This is a genomic window from Nonomuraea sp. C10 (assembly GCF_008017515.1).
Lineage (GTDB): Bacteria > Actinomycetota > Actinomycetes > Streptosporangiales > Streptosporangiaceae > Nonomuraea > Nonomuraea ferruginea.
The window spans coordinates 2,111,922-2,129,008 of sequence record NZ_VPFF01000001.1 but is presented as its reverse complement, the minus strand read 5'-3'; the positions used below and the strand labels follow the sequence as shown (position 1 = coordinate 2,129,008).

General features: G+C 71.8%; 16 protein-coding genes. 8 read left to right on the top strand and 8 right to left on the bottom strand.

Annotation, left to right across the window (positions count from 1 at the left end; genetic code table 11):
* Window positions 1-50: 50 nt before the first annotated feature.
* The 7 genes from FR742_RS09510 to FR742_RS09480 all read left to right on the top strand — a co-directional run bounded on the left by FR742_RS09510 (window position 51) and on the right by FR742_RS09480 (window position 7,625).
* Window positions 51-1,409 (top strand): cytochrome P450, encoded by a 1,359-nt coding sequence (locus FR742_RS09510; RefSeq protein WP_187281067.1) that lies wholly within the window; start codon window positions 51-53, stop codon window positions 1,407-1,409.
* A complete protein-coding gene (locus FR742_RS09505) occupies window positions 1,406-2,272 on the top strand; it encodes a terpene synthase family protein (RefSeq protein ID WP_148030609.1) in 867 nt (288 codons plus the stop codon). The genes FR742_RS09510 and FR742_RS09505 overlap by 4 nt, the downstream gene beginning before the upstream one ends.
* Window positions 2,269-3,786 carry a prenyltransferase/squalene oxidase repeat-containing protein gene (locus FR742_RS09500; protein ID WP_148030608.1) on the top strand — a complete coding sequence of 506 codons (1,518 nt, stop codon included), beginning with the start codon at window positions 2,269-2,271 and terminating at the stop codon, window positions 3,784-3,786. Before FR742_RS09505 ends, FR742_RS09500 begins: the two co-directional genes overlap by 4 nt.
* 135 nt (window positions 3,787-3,921) lie before the next feature.
* Window positions 3,922-6,270 carry a nitrate- and nitrite sensing domain-containing protein gene (locus FR742_RS09495; RefSeq protein WP_148030607.1) on the top strand — a complete coding sequence of 783 codons (2,349 nt, stop codon included), beginning with the start codon at window positions 3,922-3,924 and terminating at the stop codon, window positions 6,268-6,270.
* On the top strand, window positions 6,267-6,686 hold the full coding sequence (locus FR742_RS09490) for a roadblock/LC7 domain-containing protein (RefSeq protein WP_148030606.1): 420 nt from the start codon (window positions 6,267-6,269) through the stop codon (window positions 6,684-6,686). Before FR742_RS09495 ends, FR742_RS09490 begins: the two co-directional genes overlap by 4 nt.
* Entirely contained in the window at window positions 6,683-7,060 is a 378-nt protein-coding gene (locus tag FR742_RS09485; protein ID WP_148030605.1) for a DUF742 domain-containing protein, read from the top strand. Before FR742_RS09490 ends, FR742_RS09485 begins: the two co-directional genes overlap by 4 nt.
* Complete coding sequence (locus FR742_RS09480; RefSeq protein ID WP_148030604.1) at window positions 7,041-7,625, top strand: ATP/GTP-binding protein; 585 nt, start codon at window positions 7,041-7,043, stop codon at window positions 7,623-7,625. The genes FR742_RS09485 and FR742_RS09480 overlap by 20 nt, the downstream gene beginning before the upstream one ends.
* 58 nt (window positions 7,626-7,683) lie before the next feature.
* Here the strand turns inward: FR742_RS09480 and FR742_RS09475 are convergent, their stop codons facing one another.
* The 3 genes from FR742_RS09475 to FR742_RS09465 form a co-directional block, all read right to left on the bottom strand.
* Window positions 7,684-9,303, bottom strand: a complete 1,620-nt coding sequence (locus FR742_RS09475) for a cation acetate symporter (protein ID WP_148030603.1) — start codon at window positions 9,301-9,303, stop codon at window positions 7,684-7,686.
* Window positions 9,300-9,629, bottom strand: coding sequence for a DUF485 domain-containing protein (locus FR742_RS09470; RefSeq protein ID WP_261808443.1), 330 nt, complete (start codon window positions 9,627-9,629; stop codon window positions 9,300-9,302). The genes FR742_RS09475 and FR742_RS09470 overlap by 4 nt, the downstream gene beginning before the upstream one ends.
* A gap of 198 nt (window positions 9,630-9,827) precedes the next feature.
* Window positions 9,828-10,988 (bottom strand): PLP-dependent aspartate aminotransferase family protein, encoded by a 1,161-nt coding sequence (locus FR742_RS09465; RefSeq protein ID WP_148030602.1) that lies wholly within the window; start codon window positions 10,986-10,988, stop codon window positions 9,828-9,830.
* Window positions 10,989-10,999: 11 nt separating this feature from the next.
* Here FR742_RS09465 and FR742_RS09460 point away from each other — a divergent pair, with 11 nt between their 5' ends.
* Complete coding sequence (locus FR742_RS09460) at window positions 11,000-11,989, top strand: LacI family DNA-binding transcriptional regulator (protein ID WP_148030601.1); 990 nt, start codon at window positions 11,000-11,002, stop codon at window positions 11,987-11,989.
* On the opposite strand, the gene FR742_RS09455 is transcribed toward FR742_RS09460, so the two are convergent.
* The 5 genes from FR742_RS09455 to FR742_RS09430 all read right to left on the bottom strand — a co-directional run bounded on the left by FR742_RS09455 (window position 11,986) and on the right by FR742_RS09430 (window position 17,053).
* Entirely contained in the window at window positions 11,986-12,999 is a 1,014-nt protein-coding gene (locus FR742_RS09455; RefSeq protein WP_148030600.1) for an SseB family protein, read from the bottom strand. The two genes, FR742_RS09460 and FR742_RS09455, sit on opposite strands and share 4 nt — an antisense overlap.
* Entirely contained in the window at window positions 12,992-14,650 is a 1,659-nt protein-coding gene (locus FR742_RS44430; RefSeq protein WP_187281458.1) for a hypothetical protein, read from the bottom strand. Before FR742_RS44430 ends, FR742_RS09455 begins: the two co-directional genes overlap by 8 nt.
* Before the next feature lie 63 nt (window positions 14,651-14,713).
* Window positions 14,714-15,148 (bottom strand): GNAT family N-acetyltransferase, encoded by a 435-nt coding sequence (locus FR742_RS09440; protein ID WP_222708878.1) that lies wholly within the window; start codon window positions 15,146-15,148, stop codon window positions 14,714-14,716.
* 40 nt (window positions 15,149-15,188) lie between these two features.
* Window positions 15,189-16,676 carry a cation acetate symporter gene (locus tag FR742_RS09435; RefSeq protein ID WP_148030599.1) on the bottom strand — a complete coding sequence of 496 codons (1,488 nt, stop codon included), beginning with the start codon at window positions 16,674-16,676 and terminating at the stop codon, window positions 15,189-15,191.
* Complete coding sequence (locus FR742_RS09430; RefSeq protein WP_148030598.1) at window positions 16,673-17,053, bottom strand: hypothetical protein; 381 nt, start codon at window positions 17,051-17,053, stop codon at window positions 16,673-16,675. Before FR742_RS09430 ends, FR742_RS09435 begins: the two co-directional genes overlap by 4 nt.
* Window positions 17,054-17,087: the final 34 nt, after the last annotated feature.

Sequence of the window (17,087 nt, the reverse complement as noted above, 5' to 3'; positions counted from 1 at the left end):
AAATGTCCGTCCCGGTGGGGGCGGGGTGCTGTGGGCTTGGAGGCACGACTGTGGCGACCGGCGCCGCACCGACCAGAACCGTTCCCTTTCTCACCAGACTCACCAAGCACCACCGGATCCCGGTCAACGCCCTCGAAGAGGCATCGGTGCAGGCCGGAGGCGAGCTCGTCCGGCTCCACATGGGCCCGTTCCGCCCCTATCTGGTGACCCATCCCGACCACGTCCAGCACGTGCTGACCCAGAACCAGACCAACTTCGTCCGTGAGGGCATGTTCTGGGACCCGCTGGCGCCGCTGCTCGGCGAGGGCATCCTGTCGGATGGCGAGACCTGGGCGGAGAGCCGCCGGATCCTGCAGCCGCTCTTCACGGCCAGGTACGTCAACTCGCTGGCCGAGCAGATGGCCGTGATCATCAACGAGCTGATCGAGGAGACGATCGTCCCCGGGCGGCCGATGGACATCTCCCGCGGCGTCTCGGCGATCGTGCACCCGACGATCGTCCGGCTGTTCTTCGGCTCGAAGATCTCCACGGCGGACATCGCCCGGCTGGTGCCGGCCTACGACGTCGCCGTCACCGCCAAGGCCGTGCGCCTGGTGATGCCGTTCGTGCCCGAAGGCATGCCGATGCCCGGCGACCGGGCGTTCCGGCGCGCGATCAAGGACATCGACGCGGTGGTGTACCCCCGCATCCGCGAGGCCAGGGCACGGGCGCGGGAGGGCCTGGACCAGGACAGCACCGACGTCGTCGCGCGCCTGGTCAGCGCCCGCGAGGACGTCCCCGGCGAGGAGGGCGACCGGCGGATCAGGGACGACCTGGTGGCCATGCACGGAGCCTCCACCGAGACCTCGGCCACGGCGCTGACCTGGGTCTGGCCGGTCCTCGACGCCTACCCGGGGATCGCCGCGAAGGTGTACGAGGAGATCGACCGGGTGGTGGGCGGCGACCCGGTCAGCACCAGTCACCTGCCGCACATGCCGTACCTGAGGATGTTCGTCAACGAGCTGCTGCGGCTCTACCCGCCGGGCTGGATCCTGCCGCGCAAGGCCGTGGAGGCGGACGTGGTCGGCGGGGTCGAGGTCGAGGCCGGGGCCACCATGCTGCTGAGCCCGTACCTGACGCACCGGATGCCGGACTTCTGGGAGTCGCCGACGGTGTTCGACCCGGAGCGGTTCGCGCCGGGATGGGAGGCCGGGCGGCACCGCTACGCCTACTGGCCGTTCGGCGCGGGGCCGCACGTGTGCCTGGGGCAGCACCTGTTCCAGATGGAGGCGCCGCTGCTGATCGCCGGGATCCTGCGCAAGTACCGGCCGGTGGTGCACGTCGACCGCCCGGTGACCCCGCGGCTGGCCTCCTCGCTGCGGCCCCCGCCCGGGCTGACGATGACCCTCGTGCCGGCGGGCCGGTCATGAACGATCCCGGCGCGCTGTTCGCCACCGGGCGGACGTGCGCGCTCGCGGTGGCGGGCGGGCGCGACCTCGAACGGCACGCGGCGCGCTACGAGGGCCTGTTCCCCCGCGAGTCCTTCGACTCCGGTCTCTTCGGCTCGCTGGCGATGGCCGGCGCGTTCGGCTCGCCGTGGGCGAGCCCGGCCTCGCTGCGCGTCGTCAACCGGGCGTCGCTGCTGGTGTTCGCCGTGGACCGGCTGTTCGACGAGGAGGCGGCCGCACGGGACGACGTGGCGGCACTGACCAGCACGTGCCTGGCCGCCGCGGACGGGTTCCCGGCCGCTTCGCCCGTCGCCCGCTTCGTGGGGGACCTGCGGGCCGAGCTGGGCACCGTGGCCGCCTTCGCCGCGCTGGAGCCGGCCTGGCGTGAGCGGCTGGAGCTCATGGTCGCCGCGATGGCCCGCGAGTGGGAGTGGAGCAGGGGCGGCGGCAGGCCCTCCCCCGAGAAGTACCTGTCGAACGCCGACAGCAGCGGCGCCCTGTTCATCGCGGTCTCGCACTGGATCTACACCGGCGAGGTCACGACCCCGGAGGACCTGGCGGAGCTGCGGGCGGCGGGCGAAACCGTGCAGCGCTACCTGCGGCTGCTCAACGACCTGGCCACGCACCGCAGGGAGTCGGCGTCCGGTGACGTCAACGCGCTCACCCTCGGCATGACGGCGGACGAGGTGAGGACGCGGATGGCGGAGCTGGCGCGAGAGGCCGCCGAGCTGATCGGGCCGCTGCGCGACAGCCGCCCGCGGGCCGCGGACCACCTCTGGTGGCAGATCCACTACAGCGCCGGCTTCTACGGGCTGTCCGACTTCTGGGCTTCGGGGGCGGCATGAGCACCGACATCACCCGGCGTGCCGCCGAGCTGGTCGCGGGCCTCATGGTGACGCCGTGGGGCCAGGTCTCCCCTTCGGTGTACGAGACGGGGCGGCTGGTCACGCTGGCCCCCTGGCTCGGCGGTCATGCGGAGCGGATCGCGTTCCTGCTGGCCGAGCAGGGTGCGGACGGCTCGTGGGGCCCGCCCGGCGGGTACCGGCTCGTACCGACGCTGAGCGCCACGGAGGCGCTGATGAGCGCGGCGCGCGACGGCGACCGCGAGGTGCTCCTGCCGGCCGCGAAGGCGGGGCTGGAGGCGCTGCGGCGCATGCTCGCGCAGCCGCCCGAGCTGCCGGACACGCCGGCCATCGACCTGATCGTGCCGTCGCTGGTGGCGCTCATCGACGGGCACGGGTACGGCGAGCCGCTGCCGCATCCGCCCGGGATGGACGGATCCCGGCTCGAACTGGTCAAGCGCCTGCTGGAGTCCGGCGCCCAGCCGCCGCAGAAGGTGCTGCACGTGCTGGAGGCGGCGGTGCCGCAGCGGGCGGACGGCGTGCTGCCCACGTCGATCGGCACGGTCGGCGCCTCGCCGGCGGCGACGGCCGCGTGGCTGGGCGGTTCCGCGCCGGCCGACTCGTCCGACTCCGCCAGGCACCACCTGGAGGCGGTGGCCAAGCGGTTCGGCGGGCCGGTCCCGGTCGGGCTGCCGATCACCGTGTTCGAGCGCGGATGGGTGCTGAGCTGGCTGGCCAGGGCGGGCGTGCCGGTGGAGGCCCCGCCGGAGATGATCGCCGACCTGCGGGCGGCGATCGGCCCGCAGGGCACGCCGGCGGGCGCCGGCCTGCCCGCCGACGCCGACACGACCAGCGTCGCCCTCTACGCGCTGGCCCTGCTCGGCGTGCCGTCCGATCCCGAGTCGCTGCTGCTGTTCGACACGGGCACGCACTTCTGCACCTGGCAGGGCGAGGACGGCTTCTCGCCCAGCGTCAACGCCCACGTGCTGGACGCGTTCGGCCAGTACGTGCGGGCCAGGCCCGCCGCGGCCGAGCGGTACGGGCCGGTGATGGCGCGGGTGGCCGGCTGGCTGGCCGGGCTCCAGCGGCCCGACGGGAGCTGGGACGACCGGTGGCACGCCTCCCCCTACTACGCGACGCTGGGCTGCGCGCTGGCGCTGGGCGAGTTCGGCGGGCCGGAGCACGCCGGCGCGGTGCTGCGGGCGCGGGAGTGGGTGCTGGCCAGCCAGCGGGACGACGGGTCGTGGGGGCGGTGGGCGGGCGTGCCGGAGGAGACCGCCTACGCCGTGCAGACCTTGCTGCTGTCAGGACCGGAGCCGGACGAGCGGTGCAAGCGGGCAGCAGGGCGTGGATACGACTATCTTCTCCAGGTGGTCGATTTACCGCATTTCACACCATTGTGGCATGACAAGGACCTTTACTCGCCGACAGCGATCGTGCGAGCCGCGGTCCTGGCAGCCTTACACGTCGTGGAGACCCGCATGCAATACGAATTTAACCCGAAAAACGGGACATAGCGTCTCATTCGCGCCGTTTTGTGTTGAGGCAGCAATAGTACATTGCTAGGGTGACCCGAGTGTCAGATTCCTGGTTTGCCCATTTCGCCGCCTTGACAAGGTATGCTTACCGCGCTTTTCCGACGGGTGGGCCCGATGCGCTTCCGTAACGCCAGCGTCCGCTCGAAGGTCACGGCGCTGATCGTGTCGCTCATCCTGCTGTGGGCGTTCGCCGCCTGGGTCACGCTGCGGGAGGGCGTCAACCTGCTCGGGGCCGCCACCGTCGACTCGCAGGTGGTCGAGCCGAGCGAGCCGCTGCTCGTCGAGCTGCAGCGCGAGCGCCGCCAGACGATCGCCCGCATCGGCGCGGGGTCCAGGGGCGCCGACAAGGCGCTGCGCGACCAGCGCGCGCGCACGGACGCCGCGCGCGCCGAGTTCGCCGCCTCCATCGACAGCACCGCCGTGTCACTGGCCGCCGAGGACTCCCTGATGGAGCGCATCGCGGACGTGCGGGCCGAGCTGGCCAAGCTTGACCAGGGCAGGAAGTCGATCGACTCCGGCCGGGCCGGTGGCGCGCAGGCCGCCGCCGCCCCGTACAACAACGTGATCGACTCCCTCTACCAGATGTACGACTCGGTGGCGGCGTTCGACGACAAGGAGATCGCCAAGGACGGACGGACCCTTTCGCAGATCCACCTCTCCCGCGAGTGGCTGGCGCGCGGGGACGCGCTCATGGCGGGCGTCTTCGCCAGGGGCGGGTTCACCCCGGACGAGCACGCCGAGTTCATCACCACCGCGGGCGTCTTCCGCCACACGCTGTCCACGGCCATGTCCCAGCTCCCGGACGAGGACTGGACGGCCTTCGACCGGTGGATGAAGAGCGACCCCGCCACCCGGGTGCAGGCGATGGAGCAGCGGCTCATCCAGCACGACCCCCGCGTCGGGCCGCTGCCGGTGGACGCCGAGGAGTGGCGCAAGGCGACCGAGTCGACGCTGGCCGACATGCAGCGGGTGACGCTCGCGGCCGGTGACCGGCTGGCGGAGCGCATCGTGCCCATCGCCGTCGGCGTCGTCGTCCGGCTCCTCCTGGCCGGCGGCCTCGGCCTGGTGGCGGTCATCGCCTCGATCGTGCTGTCGATCACCACGACCAGGCAGCTGCTCGCCCAGCTCAGGAAGCTGCGCGACGCCGCGCACGAGCTGTCGGACGAGCGGCTGCCGCGCGTGGTCGAGCGCATCGGCCACGGCGAGGTGGTGGACGTCTCGAAGGAGGTGCCCGACCTCGACTTCGGCGACAACGAGATCGGCCAGGTGGGCCAGGCGTTCAACGCCGTGCAGCACACGGCGATCAGCGTCGCCGCCGAGCAGGCCGAACTGCGCCGCAGCATCCGCGACATCCTGCTCAGCCTGGCCCGCAGGACGCAGGGCCTGGTGCACCGCCAGCTCACCGTGCTGGACGTGATGGAGCGGCGCGAGACCGACCCGGAGGAGCTGAAGGAGCTGTTCCGGCTGGACCACCTGGCCATCCGGATGCGCCGCAACGCGGAGAACCTCATCGTCCTGTCCGGCTCGTCCCCCGCCCGCACCTGGCGGCGCTCGGTGCCGATGCTGAACGTGGTGCGCGGCGCGCTGGCCGAGGTGGAGGACTACACCCGGGTGACGATCCTGCCGCTGGGCGACGTGGTGCTCGTCGGCCGCGCCGTCGGCGACGTCATCCACCTGCTCGCCGAGCTGATCGAGAACGCGGTCTCGTTCTCCCCGCCGTACACGGCGGTGCAGGTCAGCGGGCAGCTCGTGGCCAACGGGTACGTGATCGAGATCGAGGACCGGGGCCTCGGCATGAAGCCGGAGGACCTGGCCTCGGCGAACGAGCGCATCGCCGACCCGCCGGAGTTCCGGATCACGGGCACCGCACGACTGGGCCTGTACGTGGTGAGCCAGCTGGCCAGGAGGCACGACATCCAGGTCAGGCTGAAGGCTTCCCCGTACGGGGGGACGACGGTCGTGGTGCTGCTGCCGCAGGACCTCGTCGAGGTCGACACCGACCCGCATCCGCACGAGGGCGAGGCGTCGCCGGCCCTGCCGCGCAGGGCCGTGGCGGTGGCGGAGCGCGCGCCCGCGACGCACAACGTCCGCCAGCTCAAGGTCGCCGCCGATCCGGCGCGGCCGCAGCCCCTGCCCCAGCCCGTACGCGACCAGCCTCGTCAGGCCCCGAACCAGCAGCCGGCGCCGCGCGCCGTGCCCGCGCGGACCGGCGAGTCCGAGGAGACCGTGGAGCCGAAGCAGCCCGAGTTCACCCCCGGAGGCCTGCCGCTGCGCGTGCCGCAGGCCAACCTGGCCCCCGCCCTGCGCGAGGAGGGGCCGAGCACGCTGGACGACACCGAGGAGGACGATGAGCGTTCGCCGGAGGAGATCCGGGCGATGATGGGATCCCTGCAGTCGGGCACCCGTCTCGGCCGGACCGAGGCCGCCAAGCTGATGGGCGAGCAGCCGGGAGGTGACTCATGAGCCCCGGCACCGACCTCAACTGGCTGCTCGACGACCTGGTCGGGCGGATCGGCGACGTCGAGCACGCGATCGTGCTGTCCTCCGACGGCCTGCTGATGGCCTCCTCGGCCGGGCTGGTACGCACCGACGGCGAGCACCTGTCGGCCGTGGCCTCCGGGCTGCAGAGCCTGGCCAAGGGAGTCTCCGAGCACGTGAAGGGCGGCCCCGTCAAGCAGACGGTGGTGGAGTGGAAGTCCCAGTTCCTCATCGTCACCACGGCCGGCGAGCGCGCCTGCCTGGCCGTGCTGTGCGGGCAGCAGGCCGACATCGGCCTCGTCGCCTACGAGATGGCGATGATGGTCGCCCGCGTCGGCCAGTACCTCACCTCGGGGGCGCGGGTCGAGGCCGCGCAGGTCGAGGCGGGGAGGGAACGGTGAGCGCCACCGACGGCCCCACGGACGAGCACTGGATCGACCCGGAGATCATCCGCCCGTACGTGGTGACGCGCGGCCGGACGGCCCCCACGCGGGGCAGGTTCGACCTCATCTCCATGGCGCTCGCGATCGGCCCGCCGCCCGGCCCGGACGCCGGGCTGGACCCGGAGCACCTGTCGATCCTGCGGCTCTGCCGCGAGCCCAAATCCGTGGCGGAGATCGCCGCCCATCTGAACCTGCCCGCGGGCACCATCCGCGTGCTGCTCGGCGACCTGTTCGACAGGGAGCTCGTCTCGGCCCAGGAACCGCAATCCGAGGTGGACATGCATGACGTGAAGATGTACAGGGCGGTGCTCGATGGTCTTCGATCGCTCTGAGCGGCCGCGCCTCCCGCGGGCCATCAAGATTCTCGTGGCCGGCGGCTTCGGCGCGGGCAAGACGACCATGGTGGGCGCGGTGTCCGAGACCCGGCCGCTGCGCACCGAGGAGATCCTCACCGACCGCAGCGTGGGCGTGGACGACCTGTCCAGCGTCGAGGCCAAGCGGACCACGACCGTGGCGATGGACTTCGGCCGCATCACGCTGAACGACGAGTACGTGCTCTACCTGTTCGGCACGCCCGGCCAGGAGCGGTTCTGGTTCGTCTGGGACGAACTGGCGGAGGGGGCGCTGGGCGCGGTCATCCTGGCCGACACCCGGCGGCTGGCCGACTGCTTCCCCTCGGTCGACTACTTCGAGCGGCGCGGCACGCCGTTCGTGGTCGCGGTCAACTGTTTCGAGGGGGCTCCCTCGTACGACCTGCCCGAGGTGCGGCTGGCGCTGCAGCTCAACCCGTCGATCCCGATCGTGATGTGCGACGCGCGCAAGCGCGACTCCAGCCGCGAGGTGCTGATCACGCTGGTGAAGCACTCGGCGCGGCTGCGCGCGGAGCCGGTGGGCTGACCCTCGGCTGACTCCGTGCGAGCGGGCCCGGCCACCCGGCCGGGCCCGCTCGGCGGTTCTAGTGCTTGACGGCCTTCTCCGCGCCGACGCCGGTGAGGGATCGCACCTCGATCTCGGCGTACTTGGCGGCGTTGTACTCCTTGCTCATGATCGTGCCGAGGTAGCCGCACAGGAAGCCGAACGGGATCGAGATGATGCCCGGGTTGCTGAGCGGGAACCAGGCGAAGTCGGCGTCGGGGAGCAGGGCCCTCTCTCCGCCGGAGACGACCGGCGAGAAGACGACCAGCAGCAGGGCGGAGAGGAGACCGCCGTAGATGGCGCTGACCGCGCCCGCCGTGTTGAACCTCTTCCAGAACAGGCTGTAGAGGATCGCCGGCAGGTTGCCCGAGGCCGCCACCGCGAAGGCCAGGGCCACCAGGAAGGCGACGTTCTGGTTCTGCGCGAGGATGCTCAGGCCGATCGCCACGGCGCCGATGACCAGGGCGGAGATCCGCGCCACCACGACCTCCTGCCGCTCGCTGGCCTGGCCGCGCCGGAAGACGTGCGCGTACAGGTCGTGGGCGAAACTGGAGGATGAGGCGAGCGTGAGGCCCGCCACCACCGCGAGGATCGTGGCGAAGGCGACCGCGCCGATGAAGGCCAGCAGGATCGTGCCGCCCACCGAGCCGAAGATCTCCTCGCCGATCCGCAGCGCGAGCAGCGGCGCCGCCGTGTTGCCTCCCGGATCCTGGGCGACGATCTCCTCCCGGCCGACGATGGCGGCGGCGCCGAAGCCGAGCACGAGCGTCAGCAGGTAGAAGGTGCCGATGATGCCGATGCCCCACATGACGGACTTGCGGGCGTCCTTGGCGGTCGGGACCGTGTAGAAGCGGATGAGGATGTGCGGCAGGCCGGCGGTGCCGAGCACGAGCGCGAGGCCGAGGCTGATCAGGTCGATCTTGCCGGCCAGGCCCTGCTCCTCGGTGCCGTACCTCAGGCCGGGACTGAGGAAGCTGTCGGGGTTGGCCCCCGGGCCGCTGGTCGCGGCCGCCTGACCGAGCAGGCCCGACAGGTTGAAGCCGAACTCGGCGAGCACCAGGATGGTCACCAGGGCGGCGCCGGTCATGAGCAGCACGGCCTTGACGATCTGGACCCAGGTGGTGCCCTTCATGCCGCCGAAGACCACGTACACGATCATCAGAGCGCCGACGGCGACGATCGTCCAGACCTTGCCCGCCTCGGAGGTGACGCCGAGCAGCAGGCCGACCAGGGCGCCGGCGCCGACCATCTGGGCCAGCAGGTAGAAGATGCTGACCACGATGGTGGACACGCCGGCGGCGGTGCGGACCGGGCGCGGGCTCATCCGGAAGGCGAGCACGTCGGCCATGGTGAACTTGCCGGAGTTCCGCATCAGCTCGGCCACCAGCAGCAGCGCCACCAGCCACGCCACCAGGAAGCCGATGGAGTACAGGAACCCGTCGTAGCCGAACAGCGCGATGATGCCCGCGATGCCCAGGAAGGAGGCCGCCGACATGTAGTCGCCGCCGATGGCCAGGCCGTTCTGCGCGCCGCTGAAGGACCGGCCGCCCGCGTAGTAGTCGGCGGCCGTCTTGGTCTGGCGGCTGGCCCAGACCGTGATGCCGAGGGTGGCCGCGACGAACGCCAGGAAGAGGATCGTTGAGAGGGTGGTCGAGCTCACTGAGTCTTCTCCTCCACCTCGTGCCGCAGCTTGTCGGCGATGGGGTCGAGCTTCTTCTCCGCATGGCGGGAGTAGGCCCAGGCGATCCAGAAGGTGGACACGAACTGGAGCAGGCCCAGGACCAGCCCGACATTGATGTCACCGAGCAACTTGATCCCCATGAAGCCTCGGGCCCAGCCCGACAGCACCACATACAGCAGGTACCACGCCAGGAACGCCACCGTCATGGGGAACGTCCAACGCCGGAAACGCCGCTTCAGCTCTTGGAATTCAGTGCTCTCCTGCATTTGTTCATAGACGGACGCGTCATGTTCTCTGGTCGTCACGAGACCTCCATTGTGATGAGGATCACGCTCACGGTAAGAGCCCGGAGCGCCCCGCGTGGAGATCTCGCGCGACGCCTGTCGCCGAGCCGCCGACGAGCGGCGTTCAACTGGAGAGCTGTTGCGGTGAATGGTCAATTGAGTACGACGAACGGTAGATCGGCCTCTCACCGTCCCACCGCTCGTGGACGGACAGCGCTGTCAGGCGTTCCCCATCCGCTCCAGCGCGCCGCCCAGGTCCTTGATCAGCGTCTCGGCCGGTTCCAGGCCGACCGAGAGCCGCACCAGCCCCGCCGGGATGCCCATGGTCGCCCGCACGCTCTCCTCGGTGGACAGCGCCGGCGCGTTGACCAGGCTCTCGAAGCCGCCCCACGACACCCCGACGCGGAAGTGGCGCAGCTCGTCCAGGAAGGCGGCGACCTCGTCGCGCTCTTCGGTGGCCAGCTCGAAGCTGAACAGGCTGGAGAAGCCCGACATCTGGCGCAGCGCCAGCCGGTGCCCGGGATGCGAGGGCAGCCCGGGGTGGTTGACCCGGCGCACCGCCGGGTGGCCCTCCAGGAACGCCGCCACCGCCAGCCCGCGCTCCTGGTGCGCGGCCATCCGCACCGGCAGCGTGCGCAGTCCCCTGATGACCTTGGCCGCGTCGTGCGGTGACATGGCGGCGCCGTAGAGCTGGTACTCGGTCAGGGCCAGCGGCCTGATCAGCCGGGACGGGCCCGCCACCACCCCGCCCACCAGGTCGCTGTGGCCGCCCGCGTACTTCGACAGCGAGTGCACCACCAGGTCCACGCCCATGGTCAGCGGCTTCTGGAAGATCGGGGTGGACCAGGTGTTGTCCATCACGGTGACCAGGCCGTGCCCGGCCGCCCAGCGGGTGACGGCGGGGATGTCGAAGATCTCGTACCGCATGTACGAGGGAGACTCGAAGTAGAGTAGGCGGGTGTGGTCCTTGATAGCGCTGTCACACGCGTCGAGATCGACCACATGCGTATGCGTCACGCCGAACTTCTCCAGGTAACGCAGAAACTGGGTGGTCGGCCCGTACACCGCGCCCAGCACCAGCACGTGATCGCCCGCCGACACCAGCGAGGAGATCGTCGCGGAGATCGCGCCCATGCCGGAGGCGAAACACTTGGCGCGCTCGGCCCGCTCCAGCGCGGCCAGCTTGCGCTGCGCCAGGTCGACGGTGGGGTTGGTGCCGCGCCAGTAGACGTACCGTTCGTCCTCGTTCCTGATCGCCTCGCCCAGCTCGGCCGCGTTGGCGAAGGTGAACAGCGAGTTCTCGAAGATCGGCGGGTTGACCGCGCCCAGCATCCAGGGCTCGTCCTCGCCGAGGCGTCCGCAGATCCATTCATCGTCCATGAGGGGACACTATGACAGCGACCCCGGGGAAACCGACCATGGTGGACGTCGCCCGGCACGCGGGCGTGAGCCTCAAGACCGTCTCCCGGGTGGTCAACCAGGAGCCGCACGTGAGCGCGGCGCTGCGGCAGCGGGTGCGGGCGTCGATCAGCGCGCTCGGCTTCCGGCGCAACGAGGCGGCCAGCCGGCTGGCGCGCGGCGCCACCATGCTGACGCTCGGGCTGATCATGGAGAACATCTCCAACGAGTTCTACTCCCGCCTGGCCAAGGCGGTCGAGGCGGCGGCGGCCGAGCACGAGGCGCTGGTCGTGTTCGGCTCCTACGAGGAACGGCCGGAACGCGAGCGCATGCTGGTGGAGTCCATGTACGCGCGGGGCGTGGACTCGCTCATCATCGTCCCCTCCCCCGCCGACCATTCGTGGCTGGCCGGGCATCCTGGGCTGGAGGCGGTGTTCGTGGACCGGCTGCCGCCCGGGCTGGAGGGGGCCGACGTGGTGGCGCTGGACGACGTCAGGGGCGGGCTGATCGCGACCGAGCACCTGCTGGCGCGCGGCCACCGCCGGATCGCGCTCATCTCCGACGACGACGGGCTCAGCTCGGTGCACGACCGCGCGACCGGCTACCGCACGGCGCTGGGGGCGGCGCTGGACGAGTCCCTGGTGGTGCGCGGGGTGTTCGACCCGTGGCGGGTCTCCCGCGAGGTGGAGCGCCTGCTCGGCCTGCCCTCGCCGCCGACGGCGTTCTTCGCCGCGAACAACCGGGCCGCGATCGGCATCCTGCAGGCGCTGCGCGAACGCCCGGAACGCCCCGCTTACGTGGGATTCGATGACTTCGCGCTGGCCGACGTGTTCGACCCCGGCGTGACCGTGGTCCGCTACGACGTCGACCGGCTCGCGCGCGGCGCGGTGGACCTGCTGCTGGACCGCTCGGGTGCGGGCCGCCGGGTCAAGATCCCGGTGGAGCTGGTCGCGCGCGGCTCCGGCGAGATCCCGCCGCCCTAGCCCGGCCCTCCGGCGGCGAAGGCGGTGGCGTACGCGGTGCCGGGGTCGACCAGCACGCCGTAGCCCTCGGGGATGAGGTCGAGCAGGTCCTTTCCGGTGGCCGAGAAGAAGCGCGGCTCCGTCTCGTCCTTGCCTGCCGCCGCGAACGCGGCCAGCGCTTCGGGAAGGGTGAACGCCGGCACCAGCCCGGCCCCCGGCGGCCCGACGGCGACGACGCCGGGGCTCTCGGTGGCCTGGCAGTAGAGGCGGGTGCGCAGGAAGGCTTCGTAGGTGGACCTGCTCACCCGGACCGGCTCCTCGCCCGCCAACGTGGCGATCGAGTTCTCCAGCCGCAGCAGGTAGGCGAGCCAGCCGGAGCCCGCGCCGCCCCTGGAGGCGGCGTTCAGGCCGTCCGTGAGGTCGTCGATCTCCTCCGGGACGAAGCCGGTGACGTGCAGGAACGCCGCCAGGACGTCCTCGGGGGCGCGCCCTGGGCTCGGCCGCGCCAGCACGGCCACGTCGCGACGGTCCCGCCGCCGACGTTCCACCAGCGCCACCTCGTCCCCGGAGTTGAGGCGCAACGGCAGCCAGAGGCCGCCGTCGTCGGATCGGTGGAAAATGGCATGGAGCCGGTCGCCGACCTGGTGCTCGTCCAGGTGCAACCGGGCGATCTCCCGGCAGTCGCCGAGATCCGGCCACGTGTCCCCCCGCATGACGAGGAACGGCAGCTCCGGCCAGGGTCGCAAGGATTCCATGCGCTCGAGCACGCGGCGCAGGAAATCGCGGACGTCATGCTCGCTACGCGGTACCGGTGGATCCGGCATCAGATCGAGGAGCGGCTCCTCACTGCTCAGCGCCTCCTGGAGCGCCTCGTACAGCTCTTCCCGCCCGAAGCCGCTGAACGGCTCCAGCACCAGCCCTCGGGCCCTCCACTCGACAAGGTCGTCGTCGAGGACCGGCTTGAACTGCACGGTATAGAGCAGGGACCAGACCACGCGGCGCCAGCCCCAAGGCGGCGGGAAATCACCCACTGGTATATCCCTCCTTGCTCACGCCCGTGAAGTCGACTCCGGCACTTCTCAGGCGGTCGATAGCCTGCCGTAGAGCCTCGGGACCTGGGCGGTAGTGGCCGCTATGTCGGGAAATCGCCTTCAGCACTCCATCTTTCACTTCAACGTCTCCTGCTGCCGCCACTTCGCCGCCGCGCAGGAAGCTGGAGTGATGGAATTCGCCTACGACGTGCTTGGAGTTCGCGTACAGGTTCCCATATCGGTCCATCACGAAGATGGCGCGTCCCTTTCCCGAGAAGTGGGCATGCGCTCGGGTGGTGTCGAACGGCCTCCCGTAGACGTCGTAGAGCTTTCCGTCGTGGATCACCAGTCGTCTGCTCGCCAACCCCTTCTCGTCGAGGTAGCGCACGCCGGTGCGCTCCTCCCCCACGTGCTGGCGCCGCATCGGGATGGTTCTCAGGGGCGGGCCGTCGGCGGCGGTCCTGGGCGGGGGGATCGGGGAACCGTCCGGGAGGCGGGGACCGGCCCGCGTGGCCGCGCCGGTGAGTCGGCCCGCGCGGGTGGCGGCCGTGCCGGCCCCGAGCAGGACCTCGGGGATGAGGCGGCCGAACCAGCGGGCCGGGTTCTCCGTCAGCGTCTCCCAGTCGACAGCGGACTTGGCGAACTCCAGCGGGTGCTCGGCCGCGAACTCGCCCGCGTCGTACGCCGCCCGCGCGCGTTCCACCGGACCTGAGGGGTTCGTGATGAGGCCGCCCAGCGAGTGCTCCCAGCCGAACCGGGCGGCGCCGATGACGGCTTCCGCGGCGCCCTGGGCCAGGGGTACGGCCACGCGCTCCGCGTACTGGTGGGCGAGGCCGCCCGCGGCGGGCACGAGGCCGGCCACCTGGTCGGCCCAGAAGGCGCCGACGCGGGACAGCGTGTCGGTGACCGCGTCGGCCGCCGCGTCACCCACCGTGCCGGTGGCCGCGTCCGTCGCCGTGCCCGTTGCCCTGTCCGTCGCCGGGTTGGTCGCCGGGTCGGTCGCCGGGTCGGTCGCCGGGTTGGTACCAGGGGTGGTCGCCGGGTCGGTCGCCGGGTTGGTACCAGGGGTGGTCGCCGGGTCGGTGGCCGACCGCGGGGGCGGCTCCGGCTGGGGCGTGGTCTTGAGCAGGTCGGCGCGGCGGCGGCGCAGGTCGGGGCGCTGGTCGGCCAGCCAGGCGCCGGCGCGGGCGACGTCCTGGCCGGGCGCGCTGTCGAGGCCGACGCGGACGAGCGTCGCCGCCAGGCTCTGACCGGCAAGCTGCCAGGATTCGGCGACCTCGGCCAGTTCGGCGTCGATGGCCTGCATGAGGTCGGGGTCGCCGCCCACGAAGCCGCCGGGCGGCTCGCGCAGCGGCACGGGCGGGCGGCGCGGGTGCGGGGCGGGCACACGGGACGGGTCGCCGCGGGCCGTGGCGAGGCGTTCGACCTGGCGGAAGGCCCGGGTAAAGGCCTGGCCGACCTCAGTGCAGCGGTCCACCAGCCCGGCGTGTAATCGGGCGGCCCTGGGGCCGAGCAGCGCGCCGTCGCCGAAGAGCCGGAAGGCCCGGTCGAGCGCGTCGCCCTGCTCCTCGGCCAGGCGGGCGACGGCGCGCAGCGCCCGCGCGGCCTCGTCCGGGGTGGCCATGGCGTCCCCCCGCCTGTCGGTGGACAAGCCGAGCGTAGGAGGGCCGCGCGACGATCGCCCGGCGATATGCCCGATTTCTATGGGTTGCCGCTACGAGCTCACGTAGTGGTGGAGCAGCGCCGGCTCACCGCCCGCGTTGATCCAGTCGGCACGGCTGCTGCGCACCCTGCGCCAGCCCGACCGCTCGTAGAACGCGATGGCCGCCTCGCCTTCGGCGGAGACCTCCAGCTTCAGCGGCCCGCGCACGGCGGCACGGACCGAGCCCAGCAGCCCGGCGGCCAGGCCGCGCCCGCGCGCCGCCGGGGTCACGAACAGACGGGTGACCTCACCGTCCCGGGTGAGACCGACGTGGCCCAGCACGGCGCCGGCCTCCGCCGCGATCCAGGCCGACGCCAGGTCGGCCGGGCTCAGCCAGCCCCGGGGGTCGTCCGGCCAGTCCACCGGGTAGCGGTCGGCGCGATGGACCTGGGCGAGCGCCTCGACACAGGCGTCCAGGTCCGCGGGGTCTCTGGGACGGATCAGCATACGGGCCAGCCTAGAACCGTCATCCGCGCGGAGCCGTCCGTCAGGAGGAACGCGGACGCCAGTCGCCGCGGTCGAGGTCGAGGTTCTCCGGGGTGTGCAGGCGGACCATGATCCTGGCCACGCCCCTGGGCACGCGGTGCTGGGTGACGAACGACACCACCACCATGACCAGGAACGCGATCGGCACGGTCCACGCGGCGGGCTGGGCCAGCAGGGCGCCCAGCATCCCGTCGTACGGGCCGCCGGTGATCGTGACGAGCACCGCCAGGCAGGCCAGCCCGCCGCCGGCGAACAGCCCCGCCAGCGCGCCGGTCGTGGACAGTCTTCGCCACCAGATGCCGAGCACCAGCAGCGGGCAGAACGACGAGGCGGCCACCGCGAACGCCAGCCCGACCACGTCGGCCACCGGCAGCGCCCGCGCCCACAGGGCCAGCGCCAGCGGCACCGCGACCGCCATCAGCGTGGCGATCCTGAACGAGCGCACCCCGCCCTTGAGCAGGTCCTGCGCGATCACGCCGGCCACGGAGACGGTCAGCCCGGAGGAGGTGGACAGGAACGCGGCGAACGCTCCGGCGGTGACGAGCGCGGTCAGCAGGTCGCCGAGGGTGCCGCCGATCATCCGGGAGGGCAGCGTCAGCACCACGGTGTCCGTGCGGACCAGGTCGGGCGCGTACAGCCGGCCGAGCCAGCCGTACACGGCCGGCAGCAGGTAGAAGGCGCCGAGCAGCGACAGCACGACGAGCGTGGTGCGGCGGGCGGCCCGGCCGTCGGGGTTGGTGTAGAAGCGGACGAGCACGTGCGGCAGCCCCATCGTGCCCAGGAAGGTGGCCAGGATCAGGGAGTACGTCGAGTACACCCCGTACTCCCTGGGCCCGCCCAGCGGGGTGAGCCAGAGTTCGGTGTCCTCCGCGCTCAGCGGGGGCGCCCCGTCGGCCCGCCAGGCGAGCAGCAGGAACACCACCGGCACGGCCAGCGCGGTCAGCTTGAGCCAGTACTGGAACGCCTGCACGAACGTGATGGAACGCATCCCGCCCGACAGCACGTTGAGCACCACCACGCCGGCGACCAGCAGCCCGCCCGCCCACACCGGCGCCCCGGTGATCGTCCGCAGCACCAGGCCCGCGCTCTGGAACTGCGGCATGAGGTACAGCCAGCCGATGAGCACCACGAGCACGCTGGCGGTGCGCCGTACCATCATGGACTCGAGCCGGGCCTCGGCGAAGTCGGGCAGCGTGTAGGCTCCCGAGCGGCGCAGCGGCGCCGACACCAGCACGAGCAGCACCAGGTAGCCGCCGGTCCAGCCGACCGGCAGCCACAGCATGTCGACGCCGTACGACAGGATGAGCCCGGCGACGCCCAGGAACGACGCCGCCGACAGATACTCGCCGCCGATCGCCGAGGCGTTCCACAGCGGGCTGACGGTGCGGGAGGCGACGTAGAAGTCGGAGGTCGTGCGGGAGACGCGGATGCCGAACGCGCCGATGAGCACGGTCGCCACCACGACGATGAGGACGGCGGCCAGGCTCACTGACGGTCGACCAGGTCGGCGAAGTGGCGCTCGTTGCGCTCGGCCTGGCGCACGTACAGCCAGGCCCCGATGACGAAGGCCGGGTAGATCAGCCCCGCCAGCACGGCCCACGGCAGCGGGATCCCGAGCACGTCGACCTCGGCGAGCTCGGGGATGAGCAGGAACAGCAGCGGCAGCCCGCACACCACGCAGGCCAGCACGGTGCAGACGAACATGGCCAGCCGGAACTGGGTGCGCAGCAGCGAGCGCATGTAGACCTCGCCGAGATCCGTCTGCTCGTCGATCTCCCGGGTCGCCGGGAAGCGGGGTCTGCGCGTGGCGGCGGTGTGGGGGCTGGTGACCGCCACCCGGCGGCCGGGACGGGGTTCAGGGCTCACAGGTCTGACGTCTCCTGGGGCAGTGGCTCAATAG

What these genes read in the sequence shown, in the direction of transcription:
- FR742_RS09480 (WP_148030604.1), top strand. Translation starts at nt 7,041, where the DNA reads ATGGTCTTCGATCGCTCTGAGCGGCCGCGCCTCCCGCGGGCCATCAAG.
- FR742_RS09440 (WP_222708878.1), bottom strand. Translation starts at nt 15,148, where the DNA reads ATGCTGATCCGTCCCAGAGACCCCGCGGACCTGGACGCCTGTGTCGAG.
- FR742_RS09460 (WP_148030601.1), top strand. Translation starts at nt 11,000, where the DNA reads ATGACAGCGACCCCGGGGAAACCGACCATGGTGGACGTCGCCCGGCAC.
- FR742_RS09505 (WP_148030609.1), top strand. Translation starts at nt 1,406, where the DNA reads ATGAACGATCCCGGCGCGCTGTTCGCCACCGGGCGGACGTGCGCGCTC.
- FR742_RS09500 (WP_148030608.1), top strand. Translation starts at nt 2,269, where the DNA reads ATGAGCACCGACATCACCCGGCGTGCCGCCGAGCTGGTCGCGGGCCTC.
- FR742_RS09495 (WP_148030607.1), top strand. Translation starts at nt 3,922, where the DNA reads ATGCGCTTCCGTAACGCCAGCGTCCGCTCGAAGGTCACGGCGCTGATC.
- FR742_RS09465 (WP_148030602.1), bottom strand. Translation starts at nt 10,988, where the DNA reads ATGGACGATGAATGGATCTGCGGACGCCTCGGCGAGGACGAGCCCTGG.
- FR742_RS09490 (WP_148030606.1), top strand. Translation starts at nt 6,267, where the DNA reads ATGAGCCCCGGCACCGACCTCAACTGGCTGCTCGACGACCTGGTCGGG.